The sequence below is a fragment of the Sunxiuqinia dokdonensis genome, assembly GCF_001270965.1.
Classification (GTDB): Bacteria; Bacteroidota; Bacteroidia; order Bacteroidales; family Prolixibacteraceae; genus Sunxiuqinia; species Sunxiuqinia dokdonensis.
In genome coordinates this window covers 1-25751 of the sequence record NZ_LGIA01000210.1, presented here as the reverse complement: position 1 = coordinate 25751, position 25751 = coordinate 1, and the positions used below count along the sequence as shown (strand labels likewise).

General features: G+C 47.1%; 20 protein-coding genes. 13 read left to right on the top strand and 7 right to left on the bottom strand.

Annotated elements, in window-relative coordinates; all coding sequences use genetic code 11:
- Window positions 1-338: 338 nt before the first annotated feature.
- The gene (gene asnB / locus NC99_RS20065) at window positions 339-2015 is read left to right on the top strand and encodes an asparagine synthase B (RefSeq protein ID WP_053188275.1); all 1677 of its coding nucleotides are present in this window, start codon (window positions 339-341) and stop codon (window positions 2013-2015) included.
- 230 nt (window positions 2016-2245) lie between these two features.
- The gene (locus NC99_RS20060) at window positions 2246-2440 is read left to right on the top strand and encodes a ferredoxin (RefSeq protein WP_053188317.1); all 195 of its coding nucleotides are present in this window, start codon (window positions 2246-2248) and stop codon (window positions 2438-2440) included.
- Between the two features lie 329 nt (window positions 2441-2769).
- Here the strand turns inward: NC99_RS20060 and NC99_RS20055 are convergent, their stop codons facing one another.
- A complete protein-coding gene (locus NC99_RS20055; protein WP_157625103.1) occupies window positions 2770-3345 on the bottom strand; it encodes a type 1 glutamine amidotransferase in 576 nt (191 codons plus the stop codon).
- 287 nt (window positions 3346-3632) lie between these two features.
- Here NC99_RS20055 and NC99_RS20050 point away from each other — a divergent pair, with 287 nt between their 5' ends.
- Together NC99_RS20050 and NC99_RS20045 are read left to right on the top strand one after the other, a co-directional pair.
- Entirely contained in the window at window positions 3633-4550 is a 918-nt protein-coding gene (locus NC99_RS20050) for a DMT family transporter (RefSeq protein ID WP_053188269.1), read from the top strand.
- Between the two features lie 135 nt (window positions 4551-4685).
- A complete protein-coding gene (locus NC99_RS20045) occupies window positions 4686-6296 on the top strand; it encodes a sulfatase family protein (protein ID WP_053188267.1) in 1611 nt (536 codons plus the stop codon).
- A 483-nt stretch (window positions 6297-6779) separates the two neighbouring features.
- On the opposite strand, the gene NC99_RS20040 is transcribed toward NC99_RS20045, so the two are convergent.
- The 4 genes from NC99_RS20040 to NC99_RS20025 all read right to left on the bottom strand — a co-directional run bounded on the left by NC99_RS20040 (window position 6780) and on the right by NC99_RS20025 (window position 13748).
- On the bottom strand, window positions 6780-7109 hold the full coding sequence (locus tag NC99_RS20040; RefSeq protein WP_053188264.1) for a hypothetical protein: 330 nt from the start codon (window positions 7107-7109) through the stop codon (window positions 6780-6782).
- 132 nt (window positions 7110-7241) lie between these two features.
- Window positions 7242-7673 carry a hypothetical protein gene (locus NC99_RS20035; RefSeq protein WP_053188261.1) on the bottom strand — a complete coding sequence of 144 codons (432 nt, stop codon included), beginning with the start codon at window positions 7671-7673 and terminating at the stop codon, window positions 7242-7244.
- Between the two features lie 33 nt (window positions 7674-7706).
- On the bottom strand, window positions 7707-13286 hold the full coding sequence (locus NC99_RS20030; protein ID WP_157625101.1) for an MBG domain-containing protein: 5580 nt from the start codon (window positions 13284-13286) through the stop codon (window positions 7707-7709).
- 21 nt (window positions 13287-13307) lie between these two features.
- Window positions 13308-13748, bottom strand: coding sequence for a hypothetical protein (locus NC99_RS20025; RefSeq protein WP_053188256.1), 441 nt, complete (start codon window positions 13746-13748; stop codon window positions 13308-13310).
- 1490 nt (window positions 13749-15238) lie between these two features.
- On the opposite strand from NC99_RS20025, the gene ilvD reads away from it, so the two are divergent.
- The 9 genes from ilvD (at window position 15239) to NC99_RS19975 (ending at window position 25195) form a co-directional block, all read left to right on the top strand.
- On the top strand, window positions 15239-17068 hold the full coding sequence (ilvD, locus tag NC99_RS20015; RefSeq protein ID WP_053188249.1) for a dihydroxy-acid dehydratase: 1830 nt from the start codon (window positions 15239-15241) through the stop codon (window positions 17066-17068).
- A gap of 24 nt (window positions 17069-17092) precedes the next feature.
- A complete protein-coding gene (gene ilvB / locus NC99_RS20010; RefSeq protein WP_053188246.1) occupies window positions 17093-18790 on the top strand; it encodes a biosynthetic-type acetolactate synthase large subunit in 1698 nt (565 codons plus the stop codon).
- 18 nt (window positions 18791-18808) lie between these two features.
- Window positions 18809-19351, top strand: coding sequence for an acetolactate synthase small subunit (ilvN, locus tag NC99_RS20005; RefSeq protein WP_053188243.1), 543 nt, complete (start codon window positions 18809-18811; stop codon window positions 19349-19351).
- A 90-nt stretch (window positions 19352-19441) separates the two neighbouring features.
- Window positions 19442-20917 carry a ketol-acid reductoisomerase gene (ilvC, locus tag NC99_RS20000; protein ID WP_053188238.1) on the top strand — a complete coding sequence of 492 codons (1476 nt, stop codon included), beginning with the start codon at window positions 19442-19444 and terminating at the stop codon, window positions 20915-20917.
- A gap of 177 nt (window positions 20918-21094) precedes the next feature.
- A complete protein-coding gene (locus NC99_RS19995; protein ID WP_053188235.1) occupies window positions 21095-21310 on the top strand; it encodes a hypothetical protein in 216 nt (71 codons plus the stop codon).
- 6 nt (window positions 21311-21316) lie between these two features.
- Window positions 21317-22888: a sensor histidine kinase gene (locus NC99_RS19990; protein ID WP_053188232.1), complete on the top strand. Its 1572-nt coding sequence runs from the start codon at window positions 21317-21319 to the stop codon at window positions 22886-22888.
- A gap of 11 nt (window positions 22889-22899) precedes the next feature.
- Window positions 22900-23664 (top strand): LytR/AlgR family response regulator transcription factor, encoded by a 765-nt coding sequence (locus NC99_RS19985; protein WP_053188230.1) that lies wholly within the window; start codon window positions 22900-22902, stop codon window positions 23662-23664.
- 172 nt (window positions 23665-23836) lie between these two features.
- Complete coding sequence (locus NC99_RS19980; RefSeq protein WP_157625099.1) at window positions 23837-24664, top strand: ZIP family metal transporter; 828 nt, start codon at window positions 23837-23839, stop codon at window positions 24662-24664.
- Window positions 24665-24784: 120 nt separating this feature from the next.
- The gene (locus NC99_RS19975; RefSeq protein WP_053188227.1) at window positions 24785-25195 is read left to right on the top strand and encodes a lipocalin-like domain-containing protein; all 411 of its coding nucleotides are present in this window, start codon (window positions 24785-24787) and stop codon (window positions 25193-25195) included.
- 63 nt (window positions 25196-25258) lie between these two features.
- Here NC99_RS19975 and NC99_RS19970 read toward each other — a convergent pair whose 3' ends face one another.
- The gene (locus NC99_RS19970) at window positions 25259-25603 is read right to left on the bottom strand and encodes a hypothetical protein (protein WP_053188224.1); all 345 of its coding nucleotides are present in this window, start codon (window positions 25601-25603) and stop codon (window positions 25259-25261) included.
- A 1-nt stretch (window position 25604) separates the two neighbouring features.
- Window positions 25605-25745 (bottom strand): RNA polymerase sigma factor, encoded by a 141-nt coding sequence (locus tag NC99_RS22750; protein ID WP_394330553.1) that lies wholly within the window; start codon window positions 25743-25745, stop codon window positions 25605-25607.
- Window positions 25746-25751 lie beyond the last annotated feature (6 nt).

Here is a 25751-nt window from a genome sequence, read left to right as displayed (position 1 = left end):
AACAATGGGCTGCTTTTTTTATTCATTTTTTTTGTGTGAAGTTGGAATGGGGATACTTGGTGAGTTTTGGGTTTAATATGGCAAAGGCCTTTTATTTTAAGGAGGGGGACGGATTTTTATTAGCTTTTTTTCAGAAACAGGGGTGTAAAAGAAGGGGGCAGTGAATAAATAGTGTATTTCAAAAAGTAAAAATATTGACGAGTACGTGAAATATTTGTCAAGACAATCAAAAATAATATAGAAAAATGTCAGAATATATTTTGAAGTAGAAACAAAACGATTATTTTTGATGTCTGAAATTATAGAATTGAACACTCATTTTTTAATTCATTGGCAATATGTGTGGAATTGTAGGAGTATTTGACTTAAAAACAGATGCGCAGACGCTCAGACCTCAGGTCTTGGAGCAATCTAAAAAAGTAAGACATCGTGGACCAGACTGGTCAGGAATTTATTGTGGGCAAAAAGCAATTATCGCCCACGAACGTTTATCGATTGTTGACCCTGAGTCCGGTGGTCAGCCTTTGTATAGCAAAGACAAAAAGCTGATTTTGGGTGTGAATGGGGAGATTTATAACCATCGCGCCATCCGTGAGCAAACCAAAGATCGGTACGAGTATCAAACCGGGTCCGACTGTGAAGTAATCCTGGCTTTGTATCAGGAAAAAGGGGTCGATTTTCTGGATGATTTGAATGGGATTTTTGCCTTTGCCTTGTACGACGAAGAAAAGGATACCTACATGATTGGTCGCGACCATATTGGAATCATTCCGCTTTACATGGGCTGGGATAAGTTTGGGAATTTTTATGTGGGTTCCGAATTGAAAACACTTGAAGGGGTATGTTCGAAAATCGAAGAGTTTCCTCCGGGCAGTTACCTGTACAGCAAAGACGGAGAAATTAAACGTTGGTGGACCCGTGACTGGATGGACTATGAAAATGTGAAAGATAACGAGGCCAGTATTCCGGAGTTGAAAAAAGCCATGGAAGATGCTGTACATCGCCAGCTGATGTCGGATGTGCCCTATGGCGTGTTGCTTTCGGGCGGGCTCGACTCGTCGGTAACTTCGGCACTGGCCAAAAAATTCTCGGGCAAGCGCATTGAAGAAGGCGATCAAAAAGACGCTTGGTGGCCGCAGTTGCACTCGTTTGTTATTGGGCTCGAAGGTTCGCCCGACCTGGCTGCTGCCCGCAAAGTGGCCGATCACATCGGAACCATTCACCACGAAATTCACTACACCATCCAGGAAGGATTGGATGCCATTCGCGACGTCATTTACCACATCGAGACCTACGATGTGACGACCATTCGCGCTTCAACTCCGATGTACATGCTTGCCCGGGTGATCAAGTCGATGGGCATTAAAATGGTGCTGACCGGTGAGGGAGCCGACGAAATTTTTGGAGGCTACCTTTATTTCCACAAAGCTCCAAACCCCGAAGAATTTCACAAGGAAACCCTGCGTAAACTGAGCAAATTGAATTTGTACGACTGTTTGCGTGCCAACAAATCACTGGCTGCCTGGGGCGTTGAGGGGCGGGTGCCTTTCCTCGACAAAGAGTTTATTGATGTAGCTATGCGTATGAACCCGAAAGAAAAAATGGCTGGTAACGGGCGCATGGAAAAGTGGGTGGTTCGTAAGGCTTTTGAAGACATGCTACCCGAAAGTGTGGCGTGGCGGCAGAAAGAGCAGTTCTCCGATGGTGTGGGCTATGGCTGGATTGATACCCTGAAACAAATTGCCAAGGACAAAGTGTCGGACGAAATGATGGCCAATGCCGGATTCCGATTTCCAATCAACACGCCCCGTTCGAAAGAAGAATATTTGTACCGAACCATTTTTGAAGAGCACTTTCCGTCTGACGCCGCGGCCTCTTGCGTGCCTTCAGTTCCGTCTATTGCGTGCAGCACGGCCGAAGCTTTGGCCTGGGATGCATCGTTCCAGAACAATGCCGACCCGTCGGGACGTGCCGTAAGCGGCGTGCATGAGCAGAGTACCATTTTTGAGAAATAAGTTAAACGAGGAGTTCGTATCGATAAAGCATTGCTGTTGAAGCAATGTACATTTTGCCAAAAATGAGTGAAAAGCCGGTGTCCCAGGACACTGGCTTTTTTAGTGAAAATTTTCGCTTGAGTTGAATGCGGTGATTCTTCTTTCGTAAACATTTTCTCGCCAAATATTCTTAGGTTTGTAACTGATTAGTGATTCGCAAAGCTGTTTTATTTCAACTAAAATCTAAAGATATGGCCATTAAAAGAGTTTGGATCGAAGAAGGATGTACTTCCTGTGGATTGTGTGAAAGTGCTTGCCCAGAGGTGTTTGAAATGCCCGATGAAGCAGTTGTAATCGAAGGTGCCGATTTGGCATCAAACGAAGATGGCATCATCGAAGCGGCGGAAGGATGCCCCGTTGAAGTGATTAAGTACGAGGAAGAATAAATTTGCCTAATCCTGTTAGTTGCAGCTGTAGCCGGGGTGGGCTCCAGGCCGTTTTTATCTCAACTTTTTTGGGTTGAAACCGTATTGGTCTGCCTGTTTGTTTGGGTTCGGGGCAAACCAGCGTCAATGAATTGTTATGGGCTAACATACAGAAAGGCCGCTGGTGAGGCGGCCTTTCATTCATGAGTAACAAAAATGAAGATTGTTCTTCATACTTGATGATGCGAATTAAAGCAATGTTTTTGTTAGTCGTTTCATTTTTCTTCAAAAAAAATGGAAAAAGTAACGTTCTGATACCAAATGCTCGCGTGATTGGGCGCTGCTGCCGATTATTCCCCAGTTTTTCGGGCGCACAGGCGAATGAAATTCTGAATCAGACTGGGATTAAGGTATTCGGGATGAAATTGAAAGGAGTACAGGGCTCTGTCTTGATGTTTCATCGCTTGGTTGAAACAGACCGCCGATTTGGCCAGATGCACAAAGTTTTCGGGCAGTGTGACGGAGTCGTTGTGCATTTGGCGGGCAACAAAGGTTCTGCCAATTCCGGCGAATATGGGGTCATCCAGAACAATCTCAACTTCACAATCGCCTGATTCGGGTTCCACGCTGCGCAGGTACTTGGCCCCGTACATCACCCCGGTGATATGGTGGCCGGCACAGATTCCCAAAATTGGTTTCGGAGTGGTTTTGATCCACCGAAAAAAGGGTTGGTGGTGCTCTGCAATGTCATCTCCCTGAGGAGAGCCGGAGATCAGAATACCATCGAAGGTCGAAAAATCCTGCTTCAGGCCATCCCGGTAGTTGATGAGTTGGTGGTTTGCTCCGGCACTTTGGACAATTTTTGCGATATTTTCGGCGAATTCAGCCACGTCGGGTTCGGCACTGTTCACAACCAGTAGTTTCATTTGCTTTTTGGTTTCGAAGATAAACGATTCTGAGTCATTTCTGAAAAGTTCTTCGAGCGGCCGATTCGCCAAGTTTGACTTCTTTGTCGTCCGGTTGCAGCGCGTGTGATTTGGCTGCCCGGTCAAAAAATATGAATCCGGCCTGTGTATTTGTCTGTTTTTGCCTGTGATTATTTGACTATTTTTGGCGCAAATTAATCAGAATTTTAAATGAACGTCTTGACCCGATTTTTGCTGATTTTGCACTTCGATCTGCAATTTCAGTTTACACTTGAAGCGGTACAGTTATGATGGCATATTGGGGTGAAATTGCAGCTTTGCTGACGGCTCTTTTCTGGACCGTAACCAGCATGGCTTTTGAGTCGGCCGGAAAAAAAGTCGGCTCGCTGGCCGTTAATTTGATTCGTTTGGTCATTGCGTTTTTTATTTATTCCATTTACACCCAAATCTCACGGGGCATGTGGTTTCCGTTTGATGCTACGACTTATCAATGGGGCTGGCTGGCCTTGTCGGGATTGGTGGGTTTTGTTATTGGCGATTTGCTTTTGTTTCAGGCTTTTGTGGTGGTTGGCGCGCGCATTTCGATGCTGATTATGGCCATGACGCCACCTTTTACGGCTTTCATTTCCTATTTTATATTGGGCGAAGTGTTGTCGCCGATGAACTGGGTCGGTATGATCATTACGCTATTGGGAATCAGCATGGTCATTTTGAAACGCGAAAACAGTGCACTCAATGGCGGAGAGAAAATTCGCAAACGACTGACTTCGGCCTACTCGGTTCCCGGTATTTTGTTGGCCCTTGGTGGCGCGCTGGGGCAGGCTACCGGCTTGGTTTTGAGCAAAAAAGGAATGGGCGACTATGATGCTTTTGCCGCTTCGCAAATCCGGGTGATGACCGGAATTGTCGGTTTTGCGATTTTGCTGGTTTTTATGAAGCGGTATCACCGCGTTTGGGCGGCCTTGAAAAATATTTCGGCCATGAAACGTATTAGTTTGGGTTCGTTCTTTGGTCCTTTTCTCGGCGTTTCCTTTTCGCTGATTGCCGTTCAAAATACGAAAGCGGGCATCGCAGCAACCATCATGTCAATTGTTCCGGTACTGATTATTCCGCCCGCCATTATCATCTTCAAAGAAAAAGTGAACTGGAAAGAAGTGGTGGGGGCTGTAATCACCGTATTGGGGGTTGCCATCTTTTTCGTTTAAAGCGGAGAAGAGCCTGTCGGGAATTCGTTTTGTCCACTTCCGGAGGATGATTCAATTGTCAAAAGTCTTTTCAGAATGGGGTTTCAAATGATCTGTCGGTTTGCTATTTTTGAGCAACCGAAATAAATCATGCGTATGAAACCAATCCTTACAAACTCACTGGCCCTGCTGACAGCAACCGCCGGAATTGTTGGCTGTGCTCCCAAAGAACAAGAACCCAAGCGTCCGAATATCGTCTTCATCATGAGTGACGATCATGCCTACCAGGCCATAAGCGCCTACGGACATGGCTTAAACCAAACGCCAAACATTGACCGGCTGGCCAAAGAAGGCGCTATTTTCACCCGGGCCACGGTAACCAATTCCATCTGCGCCCCCAGCCGGGCTGTTCTTCTTACGGGCAAGCACAGCTTTGTGAATGGAAAGGTGGACAATATCCAGCCGTTCGACTGGGAGCAGGATAACTTTCCGAAGCTGCTTCAGGCGAATGGCTATCAAACCGCAATGATTGGCAAAATTCACCTCGACGGATTGCCCACCGGATTCGACTACTCAGCAGTGCTGCCCGGGCAGGGTGCCTACTACAATCCAGATTTCATCATTAACGGTGAGCGGAAACGACTTTCGGGCTATGTGACGGACCTGACCACAGAGATGACGCTCGACTGGCTGAAGAACCGGGATTTGGAGAAACCGTTTTGCGTCCTTTATCATCAGAAAGCGCCGCATCGGGAATGGCTGCCTGCCAACCGGCATTATAAAACCTACACCAACATGACTTTTCGGGAGCCGGAAACCCTTTTTGATGATTACGAGGGTAGGGGGACGGCCGCCAAAGAGTCGGAAATGAATATTTTGGAGCACATGAACTGGGCCGGCGATTCCAAGGTTTATCCCGATGTGATGGACCGGCTGGGTATTGAGGAAACTGCCGGTTGGGATAAAGGTGCTTTTCACCGCGAAGTTGGGCGCATGGACTTTGACCAGCGGGCTGCCTGGGATTCGGTTTATGGTCCGATCAATGACGAGTTTCAGCGCGATTATGCCAATATGAATGAGAAAGAGCTTATGCAGTGGCGCTACCAGCGTTACATGCAGGATTACCTGGGCTGCATCGCTTCGGTTGACGACGGGGTTGGTGAATTGCTGGATTTTTTGGAGGAAAACGGCTTGGATGAAAACACGATCGTGGTGTATACTTCCGATCAGGGTTTTTATTTAGGGGAACACGGCTGGTTCGATAAGCGATTTATGTATGAGGAGTCGTTCCGCACACCGCTGCTCATTCGGTATCCGAAAGAGATTGGTGCCGGATCAAGCTTTGATCAGCTGGTTCAAAACCTCGATTTTGCGCCAACTTTCCTCGATTATGCCGGCATTGAAATTCCTGAAGCCATGCAGGGCGAGTCGTTTCGCAAGCTGCTCAATGGACAAAGCGGCGAATGGCGCGATGCGGTGTACTACACTTACTACGAGTATCCTTCGATACACATGGTGAAACGGCATTATGGTGTGGCTACCGATCGCTACAAACTGATGCATTTTTACTACGACATTGACGAATGGGAGCTCTACGACCTGGAAAAAGACCCGCATGAAATGACCAATGTTTACGGTGACCCGGACTATGCGGAAGTGCAGGAAATGATGCACGGCCGCTTGGTTGAACTGCGCGAAAAATATGGCGATTCGGATGAAAACGATCAGCGCTTTTTAAATGAGTATCTCGAAGTGGTGGAGAATTGACTGTTGCCATCGAATTATTCAGCATCTCAGGGCGATTATTTACCGACAGCATCAAATGTTTTGAAGTCACAGTCCGATGATTTACCGTCAGCATCAAATAATTTGGAGTCACAGTCCGATGATTTACCGTCAGCATCAAATAATTTGGAGTCACAGTCCGATAATTTACCGTCAGCATCAAATAATTTGAAGTCACAGGTCGATAATTTACCGTCAGCATCAAATAATTTAGAGTTACAGTCCGATAATTTACGGTCAGCATCAAATAATTTGGAGTCACAGTTCAATTATTCACTGATATTCTATATCATGAGGCTCCTGGTGGAAGTGCTACATTTGGCAGTACGGTAAGTTAAGGACTATTTTCACTGACTTACAATTAGGAAGCAGATGAGAAAAAAGTTTGACAAGGAGTTCAAGAAAAAAGCACCTCAGGGAACTGAAGTGCTTTTTTCTTGAACTCTTGGTTGCAACTATGAATGGCTACCAGCTAAAAGCGTAACGCATCTTAAAACCGAAACTTTGAGCGCTTACCTTACCGGCATAGTTGCTTCCGGCGGCTTCCGGCGAACTGTAAATGACCGAGCCGTGGTGGAAATCAACCGGGCTGTCGGTATTGTAGCCCATGAGTGCTTGCGGGTCGCTCGCCTTTGCCAGATCGTTCAGTCCCAGTTCGACATAGGCACTCACGTACAGGTGACGGAACGCCTTTAATTGCTGTTTTACACCCAGTTCGAACAAAACCGAATAGCTGTTTTTTAGTTTCAGCTTTTCCTTACCGCTGTGCTTGGTATTCCAACTTCCAAAACCCATAAAACGCGGGCTCGTCAGATGAGCATCCCATTGCGGGAAGTAACCGGAAGTTTCCAGGCCAAAAGCGGTGGCCTTGTAGCTGGCCGCAAGCGGGAGGCCCAGCTGGATCCCACTTGCAGCAAACAGCCTGGTCTAATAGCCTGTGGTTTCCCACTGAATGCGCAGCGGAATGTTCAGCATGCCGACGGACTGCCTTTCGTGGTAAACATCGGCCGAAGTTCGGAAGATCATGTTATCCCCTTCGGCATCGCTCACGCTGTAGCTGTCGGCGAAGTTGTCAATGAGGGTTTCAGAACGATAAGATTGGTATTCGAGCGCACCCGAAACACTCCAGTTTCGCGAAAGATAATAGCTGTACTGGATTCCGGCACCTGCCCCGAATCGCGTATCGCTGTCAGCGGTTTCCCGCATATCGATATGCAATTTAGAATTGACTCCCTTTAAGTAAACCGAAAGTTCACCCTTCGGAAGCTGGTAATATTGAGCTGTTGCCGATCCTGCCGATAGGAGCAGGAAAATGGCAATCAGAACTTGTTGGTATGGGTTGAATTTAAAACGATTCATATGATTCTATTTTTTAAAATGCTACCAGAAGAATTACTGAACTATGATTTTTGTGTTGAGAACAACGCCCGAAGCAACTGTTGTCACGACATAGGTTCCCGGAGCCATGCTGTTGGGGAGTGTAATCGTGGTTTCGTTGCTGGCCGATACCTCTCGCAAGATCGGAGCTCCGTACAGACTTGTAATCTGCACCGTGCGATCGACCAGCATGTTGTTGCTGTAGTTTGTTACCACTTCAATCGTACTTCCCGCTCTTACCGGATTGGGACTCGCTGTCAAGGCAAAGGCACTGTTCAGCTCAATGTTGAATTCACAAGTACGAAGCACCTGATTGTCCGTGGTCGTTAGCTCTACCGAATAAGATGCGTTCGGATCCAGTCGGTCTGAAGCATCATCACCTGCCGAGTAGTATTGCCCGGTGCTGATCAACTGGCCGTTTTTATACCATTTGAAGCTTGTAAAACGGTAGCCTCCATTGGTATCGGGGTTGTTGTTCACCAATAAAACGTTGTTGTACTTCTGTTCGATGATTTCATCAAAACGGAAGCCCTTTTCAACGGTGATATGGTAGGTCTGTTGCTGGCTTTCATCTTGCGAAGTGATCGTCACGCTTTTGCGGTAAATCCCGGGGCCTGGTGTTTCAATGACCAATGGGTTTGTTTCGCTTGAGGAGGCATTGGCATCGGTACTGTAGTTAATGCTTACTGATGTCTCCTGTTCGTCGCAATCCATCCGGTAGTAGAATTCCAGATCAGGTTGGACGAAGTCCTCTCCTTTAATCGTGAAACTGTGAATACTGGCATCCGAACTGGTAATTGTCAGCCACTGGCTTACGGGTTCTGCAGGGAGGTAGTTGTTGTTCCCGGCTTGTGAAGCGGTAATTTCAACTTCGCCCGAGCTCATCAAGCTGACAAATCCATCTTCGGAAACGGTGGCGGGAGCTTCCGTCGCACTGTACGTGTAGGTGTAGCTTACCGGAAGACCTGAGCTCGCGGTCGCATCCAACGTAAAATCTGCATCGGTTTCCAGGTGCTTCGATGGAATCGGGCTAAAGCTGATGCTCTGCGAGGCTTGTGTGATGATGAACGATTCGCTGGCTAAGATTAATTCGTAGTTTGAACCTGCGGTCAAGCTGCCCAGAGTGATCAAGTATGAACCTGCATCTTCTCCGGCTTCTCTTGACAGCGCTCCGTTCAGGACATCCCCGCTCTCCAAGGCAGGTGCCACCGTGTAAGTGTATACCGGATCTGTTTCGCCGTACACTTTTGTTTGTCCGGCATCGGCAGTCACCGTAATTGGCTTTTGGGTGATGCTGAAATCGTTGCTGACAAAGCTGAGATCGTAATTCGAACTGGCAGTCAGTGTTCCCTGGCCGATCGCATAAAAGCCAACATCTTCACCAGCTGCACGGCTCAGTTCGCCTGAGAAGCTGTCGCCAGTTTCCAAGGCAGGTGCAACCGCGTAAGTGAATACCGGATCTGCTTCGCCATAAACTTTTGTTTGTCCGGCATCGGCAGTCACCGTAATTGGCTTTTGAGTGATACTGAAATCGCTGCTGACAAAGCTGAGGTCGTAGTTGGCTCCGGCAGTCAGTGTTCCCTGGCCGATGGCATAATCACCAACATCTTCACCGGCTGCGCGGCTCAGTTCGCCTGAGAAGTCGTCGCCAGTTATCAAAGCAGGTGCCACCGCGTAGGTGAATACGGGATCTGCTTCACCATAAACTTTAGTTTGTCCGGCATCGGCAGTCACGGTAATGGCTTTTTGTGTAATGCTGAAATCGCTGCTGACAAAGCTGAGGTCGTAATTGGCTCCGGCAGTCAGTGTTCCCTGGCCGATCGCATACAAGCCAACATCTTCACCGGCTACGCGGCTCAGTTCGCCCGCGAAGCTGTCGCCAGTTATCAAAGCAGGTGCAACCACGTAAGTGAATGTCGGGTCTGCTTCACCATAAACTTTCGTTTGTCCGGCATCGGCAGTCACGGTAATGGCTTTTTGTGTAATGCTGAAATCGCTGCTGACAAAGCTGAGATCGTAATTGGCTCCGGCAGTCAGTGTTCCCTGCACGATGGCATAATCACCAACATCTTCACCGGCTGCGCGGCTCAGTTCGCCTGAGAAGTCGTCGCCAGTTATCAAAGCAGATGCAACCGCGTAGGTGAATACCGGGTCTGCTTCACCATAAACTTTTGTTTGTCCGGCATCGGCAGTCACCGTAATTGGTTTTTGGGTGATGCTGAAATCGCTGCTGACAAAGCTGAGGTCGTAGTTGGCTCCGGCAGTCAGTGTTCCCTGCCCGATGGCATACGAGCCAACATCTTCACCAGCTGCACGGCTCAGTTCGCCTGAGAAGCTGTCGCCAGTTTCCAAGGCAGGTGCAACCGCGTAAGTGAATACCGGATCTGCTTCGCCATAGACTTTTGTTTGTCCGGCATCGGCAGTCACAGTCAGTTCCATTGGCGTAATATCCAACTTGCCGTCAATAAAAGTGATGGCATAGTTTGACGAGCTCAAACCTTCGGGGGTAATCACATAGGCTGTCCCCGCATCGGTTGCTGTGGTCGCTGTGCCACTGAAATCAAGCGCACCTCCCAGATCATTCTCGTCTTCGCCTGTTACAAAACCAGAATAAGTCACGGTGAATGGGCTATAAACCGCACCATCATAAATCTTGGATTTGTCTTCAGCAGTAACCGTTAGATCTTTCTTCGTGATATTGGCGGTTAGTGTTGGCTGTACCAAAGTGTATTTGTCGGCATCTGCACCGCTGATGATCATGGATGTGCTTACGGTGATGTTCTCGCCAGCACCTTCCTGTGCAAATGTACCTGTGGTCATGTTACTCAAAGTAACATCCTCGCCTTCGACTACCCCCGACAGGATTGCACCGCTGATGAGGGCATCGGTCTGGCCGTCGTAGACCTTGTCGGCTGCCGTTGCATTTAAAACTTGCAGCTCTTTTGCTGTGATGTCCAGCATGCCACTCACGTAGTTGATCGAATAATTCCAGGAACTCAGTCCTCCCGGGATGATGGTATAATCTTCGCCAATATCAGTTGCCGAAATGGCTGTTCCGCTGAAGGTAGGAACACCACCCAGATCGTTTTCATCTTCACCCGTTGCAAATCCACTATAGCTTACCGTGAACGAACTAAATACAGCACCGTCATATTCCTTGCTCTGATCGTCTGCCGTTACGGTTAAGGTTTTGGGGTAGATTTCCAGTTCGCCGTCAACAAGAGAGATGTCGTAGTTCGACGAGCTCAAGCCTTCGGGGGTAATAACATAGCCTTTGCCAACATCAGTCGCAGTAGCTGCAGAACCCGTAAAGCTGAGGGCGCCTGCCAAATCGTTTTCATCTTCACCTGCTACAAAGCCGGAATAAGTTACGGTGAATGGGCTGTAAACCTCACCATCATAAGTCTTGGTTTGGTTGTCGGCCGTAATCGTTAAAGCCTTTTTCGTGATGTTGGCAGTCAGTGCCGGTTGTGTCAAACTGTAGTTTCCGGCATCTGCTCCGCTGATGGTCATTGACGTGTTTACTTCGATGTTTGTGCCCGCTCCGGCTTGTGCAAATACGCCTGAGGTATGGTTGTCCAGCGAAACCTCGTCAGTTCCGACCACCCCCGAAAGGATCGCACTGCTGATGACAGCATCGGCTTGACCGTCGTAAACCTTATCGGCTGCTACAGCATCGCTTACAGTTAATTCTTTCGGCATAATGTCCAGCTTTCCATCTACAAAGGTGATGTCGTAGTTTGAAGCGCTCAATCCGCCGGGGCTGATGCCATATGCTGTTCCCACATTCGTAGCGGTAGTGGCTGTGCCGCTGAAGGAGAGTGTTCCATCCAGCGCCGTTTCATCTTCGCTGGTTATAAAGCCGGAATAAGTCACGGTGAATGGACTGTAAACTGCTCCGTCGTAGGTCTTGGATTTGTCTTCAGCAGTAATCGTTAAGGCTTTTGGCGTAATATCGGCAGTGAGCACCGGCTGTGTCAGCGTATAGTTTCCGGCATCGGCTCCACTGATGGTCATGGCTGTCCCAACAGAAATGCCTGTGCCTACTGTGGCTTGCGCAAAGGTTCCAGTTGCTGCATCGCCCAAAGTGACATCATCGCTGCCTACAAGTCCGCTTAAAGTTGCTCCGCTGATGGTCGCATCGGTGTTTCCATCGTAAATCTTGTCGGCTGCTACGGCGCTTGTCACTGTCAATTCTTTTTTTGAAACATCCAGGGTTTGTTGTACCGAAGTGGCTGGCGCATGGGTGGCATCGCCATCCTGGCTTGCTGTGATGGTGGTGCTTCCCGCTTTCAGAATGCTGGCGGTATTCCCACTAATCGAAACGATGGTGGGATCATCGGCGGTGTAGGTCACCGTCAATCCTTCGTCGGTGGTTGCCTCGCCGAGGGTGAAGTCAGCATCGCCATAGGTTTTGGTACCAATCGCGTCGAAAGTAATGCTTTGGCTGGCTCTCACCGTCACATTCACCGTGATTTGAGCCGTTGCTGTACCATCGCTAATTTCGATGAGAAACGAGTCGGATCCGCTATAGCCGTTGGCTGGGGTGTAGCTCAATCCACTTGGGGTAACCGACGAGCCTGTGCTGGTAGCCGTAGCATTAAATCCGCTCAGGCTGCCGTTGGTGGGAGCTGTCGCTACAGACCATGTCAACGGGTTGCCCGTATCGGTATCGGTAATGGCCAATAAATCGTTGATTGAGGTTGTTGCTGCGTCTTCGTCAACCGTGAGTGAGGCTGTAGCACCGTTGTTAAAGCTGGGTGCAGCATTTGGCGGGCCAAAATTGGCAGTGATGTTTTTAGCCTCATTCATGACCACCTCAAGCGGGTTACTGGTGCTTGTCACGTCTCCAGTCCAGCCGTTGAAGGATGCTGCTCCGGAAGGATTTGCCGTTAGGGTCACGGTTGAACCATCCGCAAAGTTGGCCATTTCTTGTTCTGTTCCGGTGCTAATACCTCCCGGTGAGCTGATTACGGTGCCAGTAAGCCCTCCAGAACTTGCAACTGATACCTGAAGAACATGAGGGTCAACTCCTCCGGTTATAGTGGCTTTCAAATCAATGGTGGTCCCGTAGTCATACTCTCCGCAAAGTGTTGGCGAATTTTCAAAGGTCATCACAACTCGAATATAGACATCACCATTAAACACATCGTTGGGAACTGTAATAGTTCCATTAAAGGTATAGGTTCCATCAATATTCTGATCGGCTTCATACACTAACTCTCCGATATCAGTGAGGTCACCATTCCCGTTAAAATCAAACCAGATTTTGACATATTCTTGGTAGGTGCTACCTGTTTTTACGGTCACCGAAACTGGGTAGGTACTTCCGGCAACCAAAGTCGTCAGGCTTGACGAAGTATGGTCAATATAGCCTGGGCCGGTGGCAAATCCGGTAGCGTCGGGAGCTCCGGCAGCGGAAGCACCATTAATGCTAACTTCTGAGATATATTCACAACAAAACATAGTTGGGTAGGAGTCACATAAAGGAGATTGAGCCAAAGAAGGTGTTGTCCAAATAGCTGACAATAGAATAATAGTCAGCAGGGCACTTCGCCTTTTAAAAAAGGCGAGCATCTTATTCTGTTTGTTCATACGAGATTGTGTTTAGGTTTACTATTTATGTTCCAGTTGGGTATTTTGCACCGCCCAGCCCGCATCTGATTTTTGAAAATCAAGGCTGATGTTCACGATCTTTTGATCATCGCTGTTGTAATCGTAATACATGGTGTATTCAACAAAGGCGGATTGACTTCCAACATCAATTTGCTTGAACAGGAAATAGGCATCAACGTTGTTGTCATAGATTTCATGCCGACTCATGTAAACCGGTTGTTTGTTGAACTTTTGAAGCGGGAGGTCGGTCGATATTGCAATCGGATATTGCATGATATAGACGGCTGCCTTGGATTCGTCATCGAACTGTGGATAGAATTCCTGTATTTCAGGTAAATCAATACACAGCTGCAGAATCTGGGCTTCCTGATCGGATACTTGGGCCAATAGTCCACTTGTACCAAAGATCCAAATCATTAAAACAAGGTAAATTTTTCTCATACACGCTGAATTATGGGTTATTGAATGATTAATTGCTGAGTTTTCCGGGTTTATGGGGATTGATTGTTGAGAATTTGCGTTTTTGTGTCTGCTATTGATAAGATTTAGGTGTTTATTTCTAATTCGTTTAGCTGTTTAGTTCTTTAATATTTGTATGATTAAGACCTGATCAAAAATAGTTAAAAACATCAATCGGCCAAGTCTTTTCAAAATAACGATTCAACTAACACATATTTTGTTGAAAAGTTTAACAGGTCGGTGAGGCTGTGTGTGCAATGTTACCGCAAGGCATGGTCTGTTTATCGATGCTTGAGCAATCGCGCCAAGTTCAGGCAGGCCGAAGAGAAATTCCGATGAAAAGTGGATCATGCCGCCGATCGGTTAGGAATAATTTTCATGCAACGAGCATTTTTTGGGAGCGATATCCCGCAGAATGATTGCGAAGCGTAATGGAACCAGAGAAATGGCCTGGGGAAAAGATCAGTCAGCCCCTGAAAGCAGAGAAATGGTCCCGGGGATGCCTCCTCAAGCCGGTTGACTTCGAGAATTTGCCCCGGGGGCGCTTCCCGGTGCCAGTTAAATTCAAAAAATGGCTTAGGGGAGGCTTCCTACTGCCGATTAAATTAGAAAAATGACCGATTGACGGATCTGCAGAGGTAATTGCGACACAAAAACAGGATCAGGGAGAGGTCATTTCGCGCTGTGGAGCTGAAATTCTGCTCAGGGGCTGCTCGTTTTTCATTGTGGAGCCGAAATTTCCTATCGTGGAGGGGCATTTCCCGCTGTAGCGATGAAATTTCAGGCAGGGGTAGGTGATTTTCCGTTGTGGGGGGTGAAAAGCCGCCGGGGAGGGTGATACCTACTCGGGGACCACTAAAATCAAGGGTTTCAGAAAACGGCTTGTCTTGAATTGTGTTGTCGCTATTCGCCGGTGAAAAGAAAATTTAGTCGGCAACGCTTTTCTGCTTGTGTCAGATGGGACGAATCGCAGGCAGAGTATTGTTGAGGCGTTGATTGCTTGGTTTTCAAAGCCTTTCTTTCGTCGTTTTTATAAGTTGTAAGTTGATTTCTTCTTCTATTTTATTTGCAGAGATTGGCTTTAGATATTAAATCACAGAAAAAAACTAGTTTTTACTTACGAATTAATTTTGTCTTTGCGGATTAATTTCTACATTTGCTCCACTAATAACAATAAAAATGAAATTACAGGCTATCATATCCAACGTCCTTATTCTTCTAGTCGTGGTCATTTCGCAGGCGAAGTGAGGATGTCGTACGTTGGGTTAACCGATAGCCATTCTCATCAGGGGGAATGGCTTTTTTCATTTATAGCACTTTGATTTATGAGACAGTTTACAACAATTCATTTGGTCCTTCTAGTCGTCATTCTAGTGTTTCACTAAGAAAGGCCGGGGATTGTTGAACAAATAAAATTCGAAAGCCTTTCTCTATGAGAAGGGCTTTTTTAAAAATAAAAAATCAGATTGAAAATGCAGAAAAGATTGAGATCAGCCACGACCACCGAGGGACGCAAGATGGCGGGAGCCCGAAGTCTGTGGAGAGCCAATGGGGTGAAGGAAGAGCAATTTGGAAAGCCCATGATTGCCATTGTTAATTCGTTTACCCAGTTTGTTCCGGGGCATGTTCACTTGCATCATATTGGTCAGGAAATTAAGGCCCTGATTGAGGAAAGAGGCTGTTTTGCCGCTGAGTTTAATACCATTGCCATTGATGATGGCATTGCCATGGGGCATGATGGGATGTTGTATTCGTTGCCTTCGCGCGATGTGATTGCCGACAGTGTTGAGTACATGTGCAACGGGCACAAAGCCGATGCGATGATCTGCATTTCAAACTGTGATAAAATTACTCCGGGAATGATGATGGCCGCAATGCGTTTAAACATTCCGGCCATTTTTGTTTCAGGCGGACCAATGGAAGCCGGAAAAATCGACGAGAAATCCTATGATTTGGTTGATGCCATGGTGATGGCCGCCGACGATTCCGTGTCGGATGAAACCATTTTGCGGGTGGAACAGGAAGCTTGTCCAACCTGTGGATCCTGCTCGGGCATGTTCACAGCCAACTCGATGAACTGTTTGGCCGAAGCCCTTGGGCTGGCTTTGCCCGGAAACGGAACCATTGTGGCGACCCATGCCAATCGTAACAAACTGTTTGCCGAAGCAGCCAACCGCATTATCGACATCACTTACGACCATTACCAAAACGGAAACGAAAAGGTAACCCCTCGAGGAATTGCGACCAAAGCGGTGTTCGAAAACTCGATGAAACTCGATATCGCGATGGGCGGCTCCACCAACACGGTGTTGCATATTTTGGCCATTGCACACGAAGCCGGGGTTGATTTTACGATGGAAGATATTGATAAGCTTTCGCGCAACACGCCCAACTTGTGTAAGGTGGCACCCAATTCCGAGTATCATATCGAAGATGTAAACCGGGCGGGTGGAATTCTCGGTATTTTGGCCGAAATGGACCGGGCGGGTTTGCTCGATACTTCAGTTTCGCGGGTTGACGGACTGACGCTGGCTGAGGCCATTCAGAAATATGATGTCATGAATCCGGAGGTTTCCGAAGAAGTGATCACCAAGTACAAATCGGCTCCGGCCGGAGTCCGCAACAATGTGATGGGCTCACAGGAAAGTTATTATAAAGCATTGGACACCGATCGTGAAAAAGGCTGCATCCGTGATTTGGAGCATGCTTACAGCAAAGATGGCGGATTGGCTGTTTTGTTTGGAAACATTGCCCGCAACGGATGCATCATTAAAACAGCAGGTGTCGATCCTTCAGTGTACACTTTTAAAGGAACTGCCAAGGTATTCCAGTCGCAGGATGATGCGGTCAATGGAATTCTTGGCGACTCTGTGCAGGCCGGCGATGTGGTGGTCATCCGCTACGAAGGGCCGAAGGGCGGACCGGGCATGCAGGAAATGTTGTATCCCACCTCGTATATCAAATCCATGAAACTGGATAAGGCCTGTGCCCTGATTACCGATGGGCGATTTTCCGGAGGAACTTCCGGCCTTTCGATTGGGCACGTATCTCCCGAAGCAGCAGCCGGTGGCGAAATCGCGCTGATTGAAGACGGTGACCTCATCGAAATCAGCATTCCCGAACGCAAGATCAACCTGCTGATTTCGGATGAAGAAATGGCCAAAAGAAAAGCGGCCGAACAAGCAAAAGGTAAAGCAGCCTATCGGCCTGCCGGCAGAAACCGCGTGGTCAGCAAAGCGCTGAAAGCCTATGCCAGCCTGGTTTCATCGGCAGATCAAGGCGCCATTCGATTAATTGATTAGCAACAAATTAAAAACTCATATATTATGGCAATAAAGCGTATTACAGGTTCAAAAGCCGTTATTCTTTCCTTGTTGGAAGAAGGCGTTGATACCATTTTTGGATATCCGGGCGGGGCGATCATGCCCATTTACGATGCCCTTTACGATTACGACAAACAAGTGTCTCACATTTTGACCCGCCACGAGCAAGGTGCCGTGCATGCCGCCGAAGGTTATGCCAAAGTGACTGGCAAGGCTGGCGTGTGTTTTGCCACCTCGGGGCCAGGTGCCACCAACCTGATTACCGGAATCGCCGATGCAATGATTGACTCGATTCCCTTGGTTTGCATTACCGGACAAGTGGCTTCGCCGCTGCTCGGTACCGATGCTTTTCAAGAGTCGGATGTGGTGGGTATTTCGATGCCCATCACCAAATGGAATTATCAGATTACCAACGCCGATGAAATTCCTGATGCCATTGCCAAAGCATTTTACATTGCGCAATCGGGTCGTCCGGGGCCTGTGCTGCTCGATATTGCCAAAGATGCCCAGTTCCAGGAAATTGATTTCAGCTATAAAAAGTGTAAGAAAATCCGTTCCTATATTCCCGAGCATCAGGTTGATCCATTTAAGGTGAAGGCTGCTGCCTGGCTGATTGATCAGGCGAAAAAACCATTGTTGCTTTTCGGCCAAGGCGTCATCATTGCCCAAGCCGAAGCGGAGCTGAAAGCTTTTGTGGAGAAAACCGGGATTCCGGCAGCCTGGACTTTGCTTGGTTTATCGGCCATGCCAACCGATCATCCGCTGAATGTGGGCATGTTGGGGATGCACGGAAATTACGGGCCCAACATTAAAACGAACGAGGCCGATTTGATTATCGCCGTCGGCATGCGCTTCGATGACCGGGTGACCGGAAAGGTGAGCGAATACGCCAAAAATGCCAAGATTATTCATCTCGAAGTGGATCCGGCAGAGATTGATAAGATTATCAAAACCGATGTGGCCGTTCTGGGGAATGCCAAAAAATCGCTGGCCATGCTGATCGACAACGTGAAGGAAAACAACCACGACGCGTGGATTCAGGAGTTCCGGGACTGCGATCAAATTGAACGTGAGAAAGTGATTGATAAAGACATTCGCCCCGATAAAGTTGGACTGACCATGGGTGAGGCTGTTCGTATCACTTCAGAAAAAACCAAGCACAATGCGGTGTTGGTCACCGATGTGGGCCAACAACAAATGATCGCCTCGCGCTACTTCAAGTTTACCCAATCCAAGAGTAACGTCACGTCCGGCGGACTCGGAACCATGGGCTACGCCATTCCGGCGGCCATGGGAGCGCAGCTGGGCGCTAAAGACCGTACCGTTTGCTGCTTTGTGGGCGATGGTGGTTTCCAAATGACCTTGCAGGAGCTGGGCACCATCGTACAAAACAAACTGCCGGTAAAAATCATTCTCCTGAATAACAATTTCCTCGGAATGGTGCGTCAGTGGCAACAGCTGTTCTTTGAAAAACGCTATTCATTTACCGAACTGCAAAACCCGGACTTCATTATGATTGGAAAAGGTTTCGGAATGGAAGGGCACCAAGTAACTAAACGCGAAGAATTGGAAGACGGCATTCAAAGGATGCTTGATCACGACGGCCCATATTTGCTGGAGGTTGTTGTCGAGAAGGAAGACAACGTGTTCCCCATGGTTCCGTCAGGAGCATCAGTTTCAGACATTATTCTTGAAGCTTAATCTTTAAAAATTGACACAATGAGACAGGAATTTATCATTACCATATATTCGGAAAACCACATCGGTTTGCTCAACCGGATTACGATCAATTTTACCAGGCGTAAAATGAACATTGAAAGTTTAACGGTTTCTGAATCGGCCATCAAGGGGATTTCAAAATTCACCATCGTGGTCAGAGAAGAAGAAGACCGCGTGAAAAAAGTGGTGGGGCAACTGGAAAAAGTGGTCGAAGTCCTCAAAGCCTTTTACCACACCAACGATGAGATGGTTTTTCAGGAAATTGCACTGTACAAGGTTCAAACCGATACCTTGTACGACAGCGACCAGGTTGAACGTCTGGTTCGCAAAGCCGGTGCCCGTATTCTGGAAATTACCCGCGAATACACCGTGATCGAAAAAACCGGACACAAGGAAGAAACACAGGAGTTGTTTGAGGCCTTAAACCAGTTTGGCGTGCTGCAGTTTATTCGCTCGGGGCGTGTGGCCATTACCCGCGACCCGATCGAGCGTTTGTCGGAGTTCCTAATGGAACGCGACAACTTGCTGAACCAGATTGACTAATATACGGATGGAGCGTAACCGGATTCATCCAATTACAGTATGATGACTTGTATTTTACATTGAAAAATTATCTAAAAAAGTATAAAGCAAATGGCAAATTATTTTAACACACTTCCGTTGCGTCTGCAATTGGAACAATTGGGAACCTGCGAGTTTATGGATCAGTCAGAATTTGCAGACGGCGTAAAAAAGCTGGAAGGCAAAAAGGTGGTGATCGTTGGATGCGGGGCCCAGGGCCTAAATCAAGGGCTCAACATGCGCGACTCGGGATTGGATGTATCGTACACCCTGCGCGAAGCAGCCATCAAGGAAAAGCGCCAGTCGTATAAAAATGCGGCAGACAACAACTTCAAAGTAGGAACTTACGAAGAAATGTTGCCAACGGCCGACTTGGTGATCAACCTGACACCTGACAAGCAGCACTCCAGTGTGATTGAAGCCGTGATGCCCCTGATGAAAAAAGGGGCCACGCTTTCCTATTCGCACGGGTTCAACATTGTGGAAGAAGGCATGCAAATCCGGAAAGACATTACCGTGATTATGGTGGCGCCAAAATCACCGGGCTCTGAAGTGCGCGAAGAATACAAGCGTGGTTTTGGGGTGCCAACCCTGATCGCTGTTCACCCGGAAAATGATCCGAATGGCGATGGATTTGAAATTGCCAAAGCCTACGCCGTAGCTACGGGTGGGCACAAAGCTGGCGTTTTGCGTTCGTCGTTTGTGGCCGAAGTGAAATCGGATTTGATGGGTGAGCAAACCATCTTGTGTGGCTTGTTGCAAACCGGTTCGATTTTGTCGTTCAATAAAATGATTGAAAAAGGCATTGAGCCGGGTTATGCTTCGAAATTGATTCAATATGGATGGGAAGTGATTACCGAAGCCTTGAAACACGGTGGAATCACGAATATGATGGATCGCTTGTCGAATCCGGCCAAAATTAAAGCCTTCGAATTGGCTGAAGAATTGAAAGACATTATGCGTCCGCTGTTTCAAAAGCACATGGACGACATCATGTCGGGCGAATTCTCCAAAACCATGATGGAAGACTGGGCCAATGACGACAAAAACCTGCTGACCTGGCGCGCGGCAACGGGTGAAACGGCTTTCGAAAAAACACCGGCAACCGACGAAGAAATCAGCGAGCAGGAATACTTTGACAATGGCGTATTGCTGGTGGCTTTTGTGAAATCGGGTGTTGAGCTGGCTTTTGAAACCATGACCGAAGCCGGAATCAAAGAAGAGTCGGCATATTATGAGTCGTTGCACGAAACCCCGCTGATTGCCAATACCATTGCGCGTAAAAAACTGTTCGAGATGAACCGGGTAATTTCCGATACCGCCGAATATGGTTGCTACTTGTTCGATCATGCCTGCAAGCCGTTGCTGGGTGATTTCATGAAGAAAATTGAACTCGACGTGATTGGCGAAACTTATGGTGAAGGTTTCGATAACCATGTCGACAACAAGCGGCTGATTGAAGTGAATGCACAGATTCGCTACCACGATGTGGAAATCATCGGCGAAGAGCTGCGTGCAGCCATGGCTGCCATGAAGGCGATTTACTAATTGATTGACTATTCCCCGGCGAATTTTGAAGCAGGGGAACCGAAAATATCAAGAAGCTCCATCTGCGAAGGTGGGGCTTTTTTGCATTTTATCCGGCTGATTTTGCAGCTTGTCAGAATATTCTTTTAAATTCATCTTTTTTAAAGGTTCTTTGCCTAAACCTTTAAACTAGTATCCATGAAAAAATACGTTTTGTTAAGCTTACTCGTTTTTCTCTTTGGGTTTCTAACCCGGGCGGGATCTGACTTGAGCCTTAAGTTTGAGCCTGACGTTTGGGACCAAATCAACACCAAATTCCTAATCGATTCTGTTCCGATTCGCTATTATTCAAACATTTTGATTCGTTTAGATGGCAATCCAACTCCTGACGACCAAAATATTGTTAAGGAATAGGCCAGCATGCTCGACTCCCTCATTGATGCGTGGGATGTTTACGTGATAGAAGTCGGGACAGCCAATCTGGTTCTTGAAATTAACAGCCCAACAAACAAAGAAAAAGAAAACCAGATTGAAGCTCGTAATAATTCGAGAGAAATTGTAGAAAGTCGTGTTATCCTAAATATTCCCAATAATACATCGCTTCCGGAAAGAAAAAAGATTCTTTATTATTATTTGGTACGCGCAATAGTTGATTGTTCTAAAAACGATGGATATTCCAGCTATCCGCGCAATCGAATAGCTGGAGCAGTTTTTGACGAAAAAAAACCGGAGGATATCACCTTTCACGCTATTGATAGAAAAATAATAAAGGCTTTATATTCCAAAGTTTTTGACGATCGCTCGCGAGGCGTAAAGGCAGAACCTCCGGTTTCATTCAAGAGCGTCACACCGAGAAACCGGTTTTATGTGAGTTCCGGTGCTCAATTAATTGGGATGTTGATTGCGATTATTTATTTGATTCTGATTGTGCAGGCCGGAGTGATCAAAAATCATCATTATGATTTTGGTAAGTTTCTCGGGCAGAGCATGTTGGTTTTTCTCGCTTATTTGATACAAGTCGCTGTTTCAACGTCGATCAATGTGTATTTTTTGAATGTCAAATTTGAATATTTCATTGTTCTTGCCAATACGTTAGGCCAAGCTGCTTTGGGTGTCATCAGCATTATTCTTATCTACCTGGTCGAATTTGGCATTCTTCAAAACCGGAAAGACAATTTATTGCTGAATACGCTAATTCCCTTTTTGACCACGACGTTTATTCCTGCGTTACTGCCAATGGGTTTAACCGTGATTATGCCGTCAAATGGTGGTAAGGAGGTTATTTTTGGTGTTACAGTCACAACCGTTTTGTTTTGTTCGCTTATTGCTGTAGCCCGGACGTTTTACATATACATGAGCATGCAGTCGCGCAATCTGTTGTGTGAGAAAGATGTGCAACTGGCGCAATTAAGCGAGTTACATAAACAAGCTGAGCTGCAGTCGTTGCAGTCTAAAATCAATCCTCACTTCTTGTACAATTCGTTGAATTCGATAGCTAGTCTGGCCAGGATCGATGGCCGAAAGACCGAGCAAATGGCTCTGGCTTTGTCCGATTTCTTTAAGTATTCGCTCAATAAGGAGCAAAAGCAGACGGTGAGCTTAAAGGAGGAAATTGAATCGATTGAAACCTACCTGACCATTGAGAAAGTGCGCTTCGGAGATCGACTCAACTATGAAATACAGATTTCAAGGGAACTTGAAGAGGTCCTGATTCCACAGTTTTTGATTCAACCGCTTGTTGAGAATGCGGTGAAACATGGCCTTTCAAAACTGACCAGCAACGGGCAAATTCGAGTTGTGGTTGAGCGGCACAACAAGCAACTGAAGATCATGGTTTTTGATAACGGCCCTGGTTTTCCTAGTGAGCCTATCGCTGGCTATGGTTTGCAAAGTATTCAGGAGAAGCTAAATTTGATCTACCAAAACAAGGCTTGGTTGAAGTGGGAAAATGAGCCTGAGAAATACATTCTTATTGTTTTACCTTTTTCGTAACAAAAAACAGCATGTTAAGCAATCACTACCGAACGATTATTATTGACGATGAAGGCCCTGCCAGGCAGCGAATGCAACAAATATTAGGTGATATTCCTGAAGTTGAAATTGTCGGTGAGGCCACCAATGGTTTGGAGGCCGTGAGCTTGATTGACCAATTGAAGCCAGACCTGATTTTTCTGGATATTCAAATGCCGGGACTGAACGGTTTTGAAGTGCTTCAGAAAATGAGCCATTTTCCCGCCGTGATCTTCTGTACAGCTTATGACGATTATGCCTTGGAGGCCTTCGATACGGCAGCCATCGATTATCTTGTGAAACCGGTAAAAGAAGAGCGGGTTAAAAGATCCATTGAAAAGCTCCGGTATTTGAAGGAGGACTGGAATAAAGAACAGGTGTTGAGACTTTTGTCGAGCTACTCTTCGCCTGAAAAGCGAAAATCGGTGACCAGTATTCCTGTGAAAATTGGTGACCGGATGTTGCTCATACGGATAACCGATGTTAGCTATTTTATTTCTGAGGATAAGTATGTTTCGATTGTGATGAAAGATGGTAAAAGGTATCTTATTGATCACAGCTTGAAATTTCTGGAAGACAAACTACCTGAAAACTTCATACGCATACACCGCAGTCTAATGGTCAACTCGTCTTTGATTCATGAAATAGACAAGCATTCGGGGTGCCGGTATGTCGTTCGTTTGGATGATGTCGAAAAGACAAAGTTGGTGAGTGGCCGCAATTATGATGATAAGATAAAAGCATTGCTGGAACTTTAGGGAACTGATTTACGATCGATTTCCATGGACTTGTTTGTTACGATTTGAGCCATTTGAAGCGAAAGTCGCAGGATGAAGCAAAACCGTTGAACAACTCGCCTGTGCGATCGGTTATTTTTTGTATTTTCAACGGGACAAAAAACGAAACTTCAAACGAAAACAGAATTCGATTATGATTTCTTGGTTTATTGATCAAGGGCCTGTTATCCAGGCACTATTGGCAACCTTATTTACCTGGGGCGTGACAGCGCTCGGGGCTTCCATGGTTTTCTTTTTTAAGCGCATCAACCGAAAGGTGCTGGATGGCATGCTTGGTTTTGCAGCCGGGGTCATGATTGCCGCCAGCTTTTGGTCGCTACTGAACCCCGCGATCGAAATGGCCCGGCAAACCAGCGATCATCCCTGGATTCCCGCTGTCATCGGTTTTTTGGGAGGCGGCGCCTTCTTGTGGCTGGCCGACCAGTTGTTGCCTCACCTTCACCTTGGGTTTCCGACCAGCGAAGCGGAGGGGGTTCCAACCACCTGGCGGCGCAGTGTGTTGCTGGTGATGGCCATTACCTTGCACAACATTCCCGAAGGGCTCGCAGTGGGTGTGGCCTTTGGCGCGGTGGCTGCCAGTGCCCCAATTGACGGCGTTCCGGCAGCAACTTTGGCCGGGGCTGTGGCTTTGGCCATTGGTATTGGTATTCAGAATTTTCCGGAAGGAGCCGCTGTTTCAGTTCCCCTGCGTCGCGAAGGTTTTAGTCGGCGAAAGAGCTTTTTGTATGGACAAGCATCCGGAATTGTAGAGCCGATTGCTGGGGTAATTGGCGCTGCTGCGGTGATGATGATGCAGCCGATTCTGCCTTATGCACTTTCGTTTGCCGCGGGTGCCATGATCTATGTTGTGGTGGAGGAACTGATTCCCGAATCGCAGTTGCAAAAGAATACCGACATTGCCACCATTGGAGCCATGCTTGGGTTTGCGGTGATGATGACCCTGGATGTTGCCTTGGGATAATCCGCCAGCTGGCGGACCAAATTCCAATCACCAATCACCAATAACCTGTCTTTTAAACATGTTTTTTTGAGGTGGATTTTGCGGTTAAAAGTGTAATATTCGTATTCAAAAATTTAAACTATGAAGAGTATCATTGAAGGCACTTATAAGCTCCTGTCGTTTGAGGCAGAAAAAGAAAACGGCGAAATCGTCTATCCATTTGGCGAAGACGCCATTGGATACATTCATTATTCGGCATCAGGCCATTTTTCGGTTCAGTATATGCCCCGAAATCAGGACGAAAAGGAGCTGAAAGGAATTTCGTATTTTGGGAGTTATGAGTACAACCGCGAGAAAGATTACATCGTTCATCATGTGGAAGGCTCGTTGTTTCCGAATGAGGAAGGGCTGGATAAAATCCGCCATGCCCGGGTGAGGGGAAAAGGATTGCAGCTGACTTGTCCGCCACAGCAATGGGGCGATGACGAAGTTTTGGTGGCCACCATTCGTTTTGAAAAGCAGGAAGAACTGCCCCCGGTGACTGTGTTTTAGCAGGAAGAAATTGATGCTGACTGAACCTGAATCAAACCTTTAAAGTGACTTAAACGGTTTGGTTCAGGTTTTTTTTTTGCGAAAGGACAGGTCGAGTAGTTTTTCAAACTGAAAGAGCAACACCAGCGCAATGCCAATTTGTATGATTAAGGTGACTTGCTTCAGGGAAATGCCATAAAGCTGGACGCTCAGGTTGGCCGTCATGTTGGTGATGCCTAAGCCCAGAAAAAGCCCGACAAAAAAGAACATCCAGGCAAATCGGATGTTGTTGGTTACCGATTCCTGCTGACGCTTTTCCTGGTGGATTCTGTCCATCATGCGCGCTTCAAAATCCTCAAACGGCATTTTGGTCAGTGAATGCTTCATCAAGTTTTTGATCAGTCTTTCTTCTTGATTTTTCTTATCCATTTCAGATCGTTTTTAGCTCTTTTAGCATCAGTTGATTCACAGCCGCCAGCATATTTTTGCGGCCCCGGTGCAAAATTACACGCACATTGGCTTCGCTCCAGCCGGTCTCGTCGGCAATGGTTTTGCTGGGTTGTTCTTCCAAATAAAA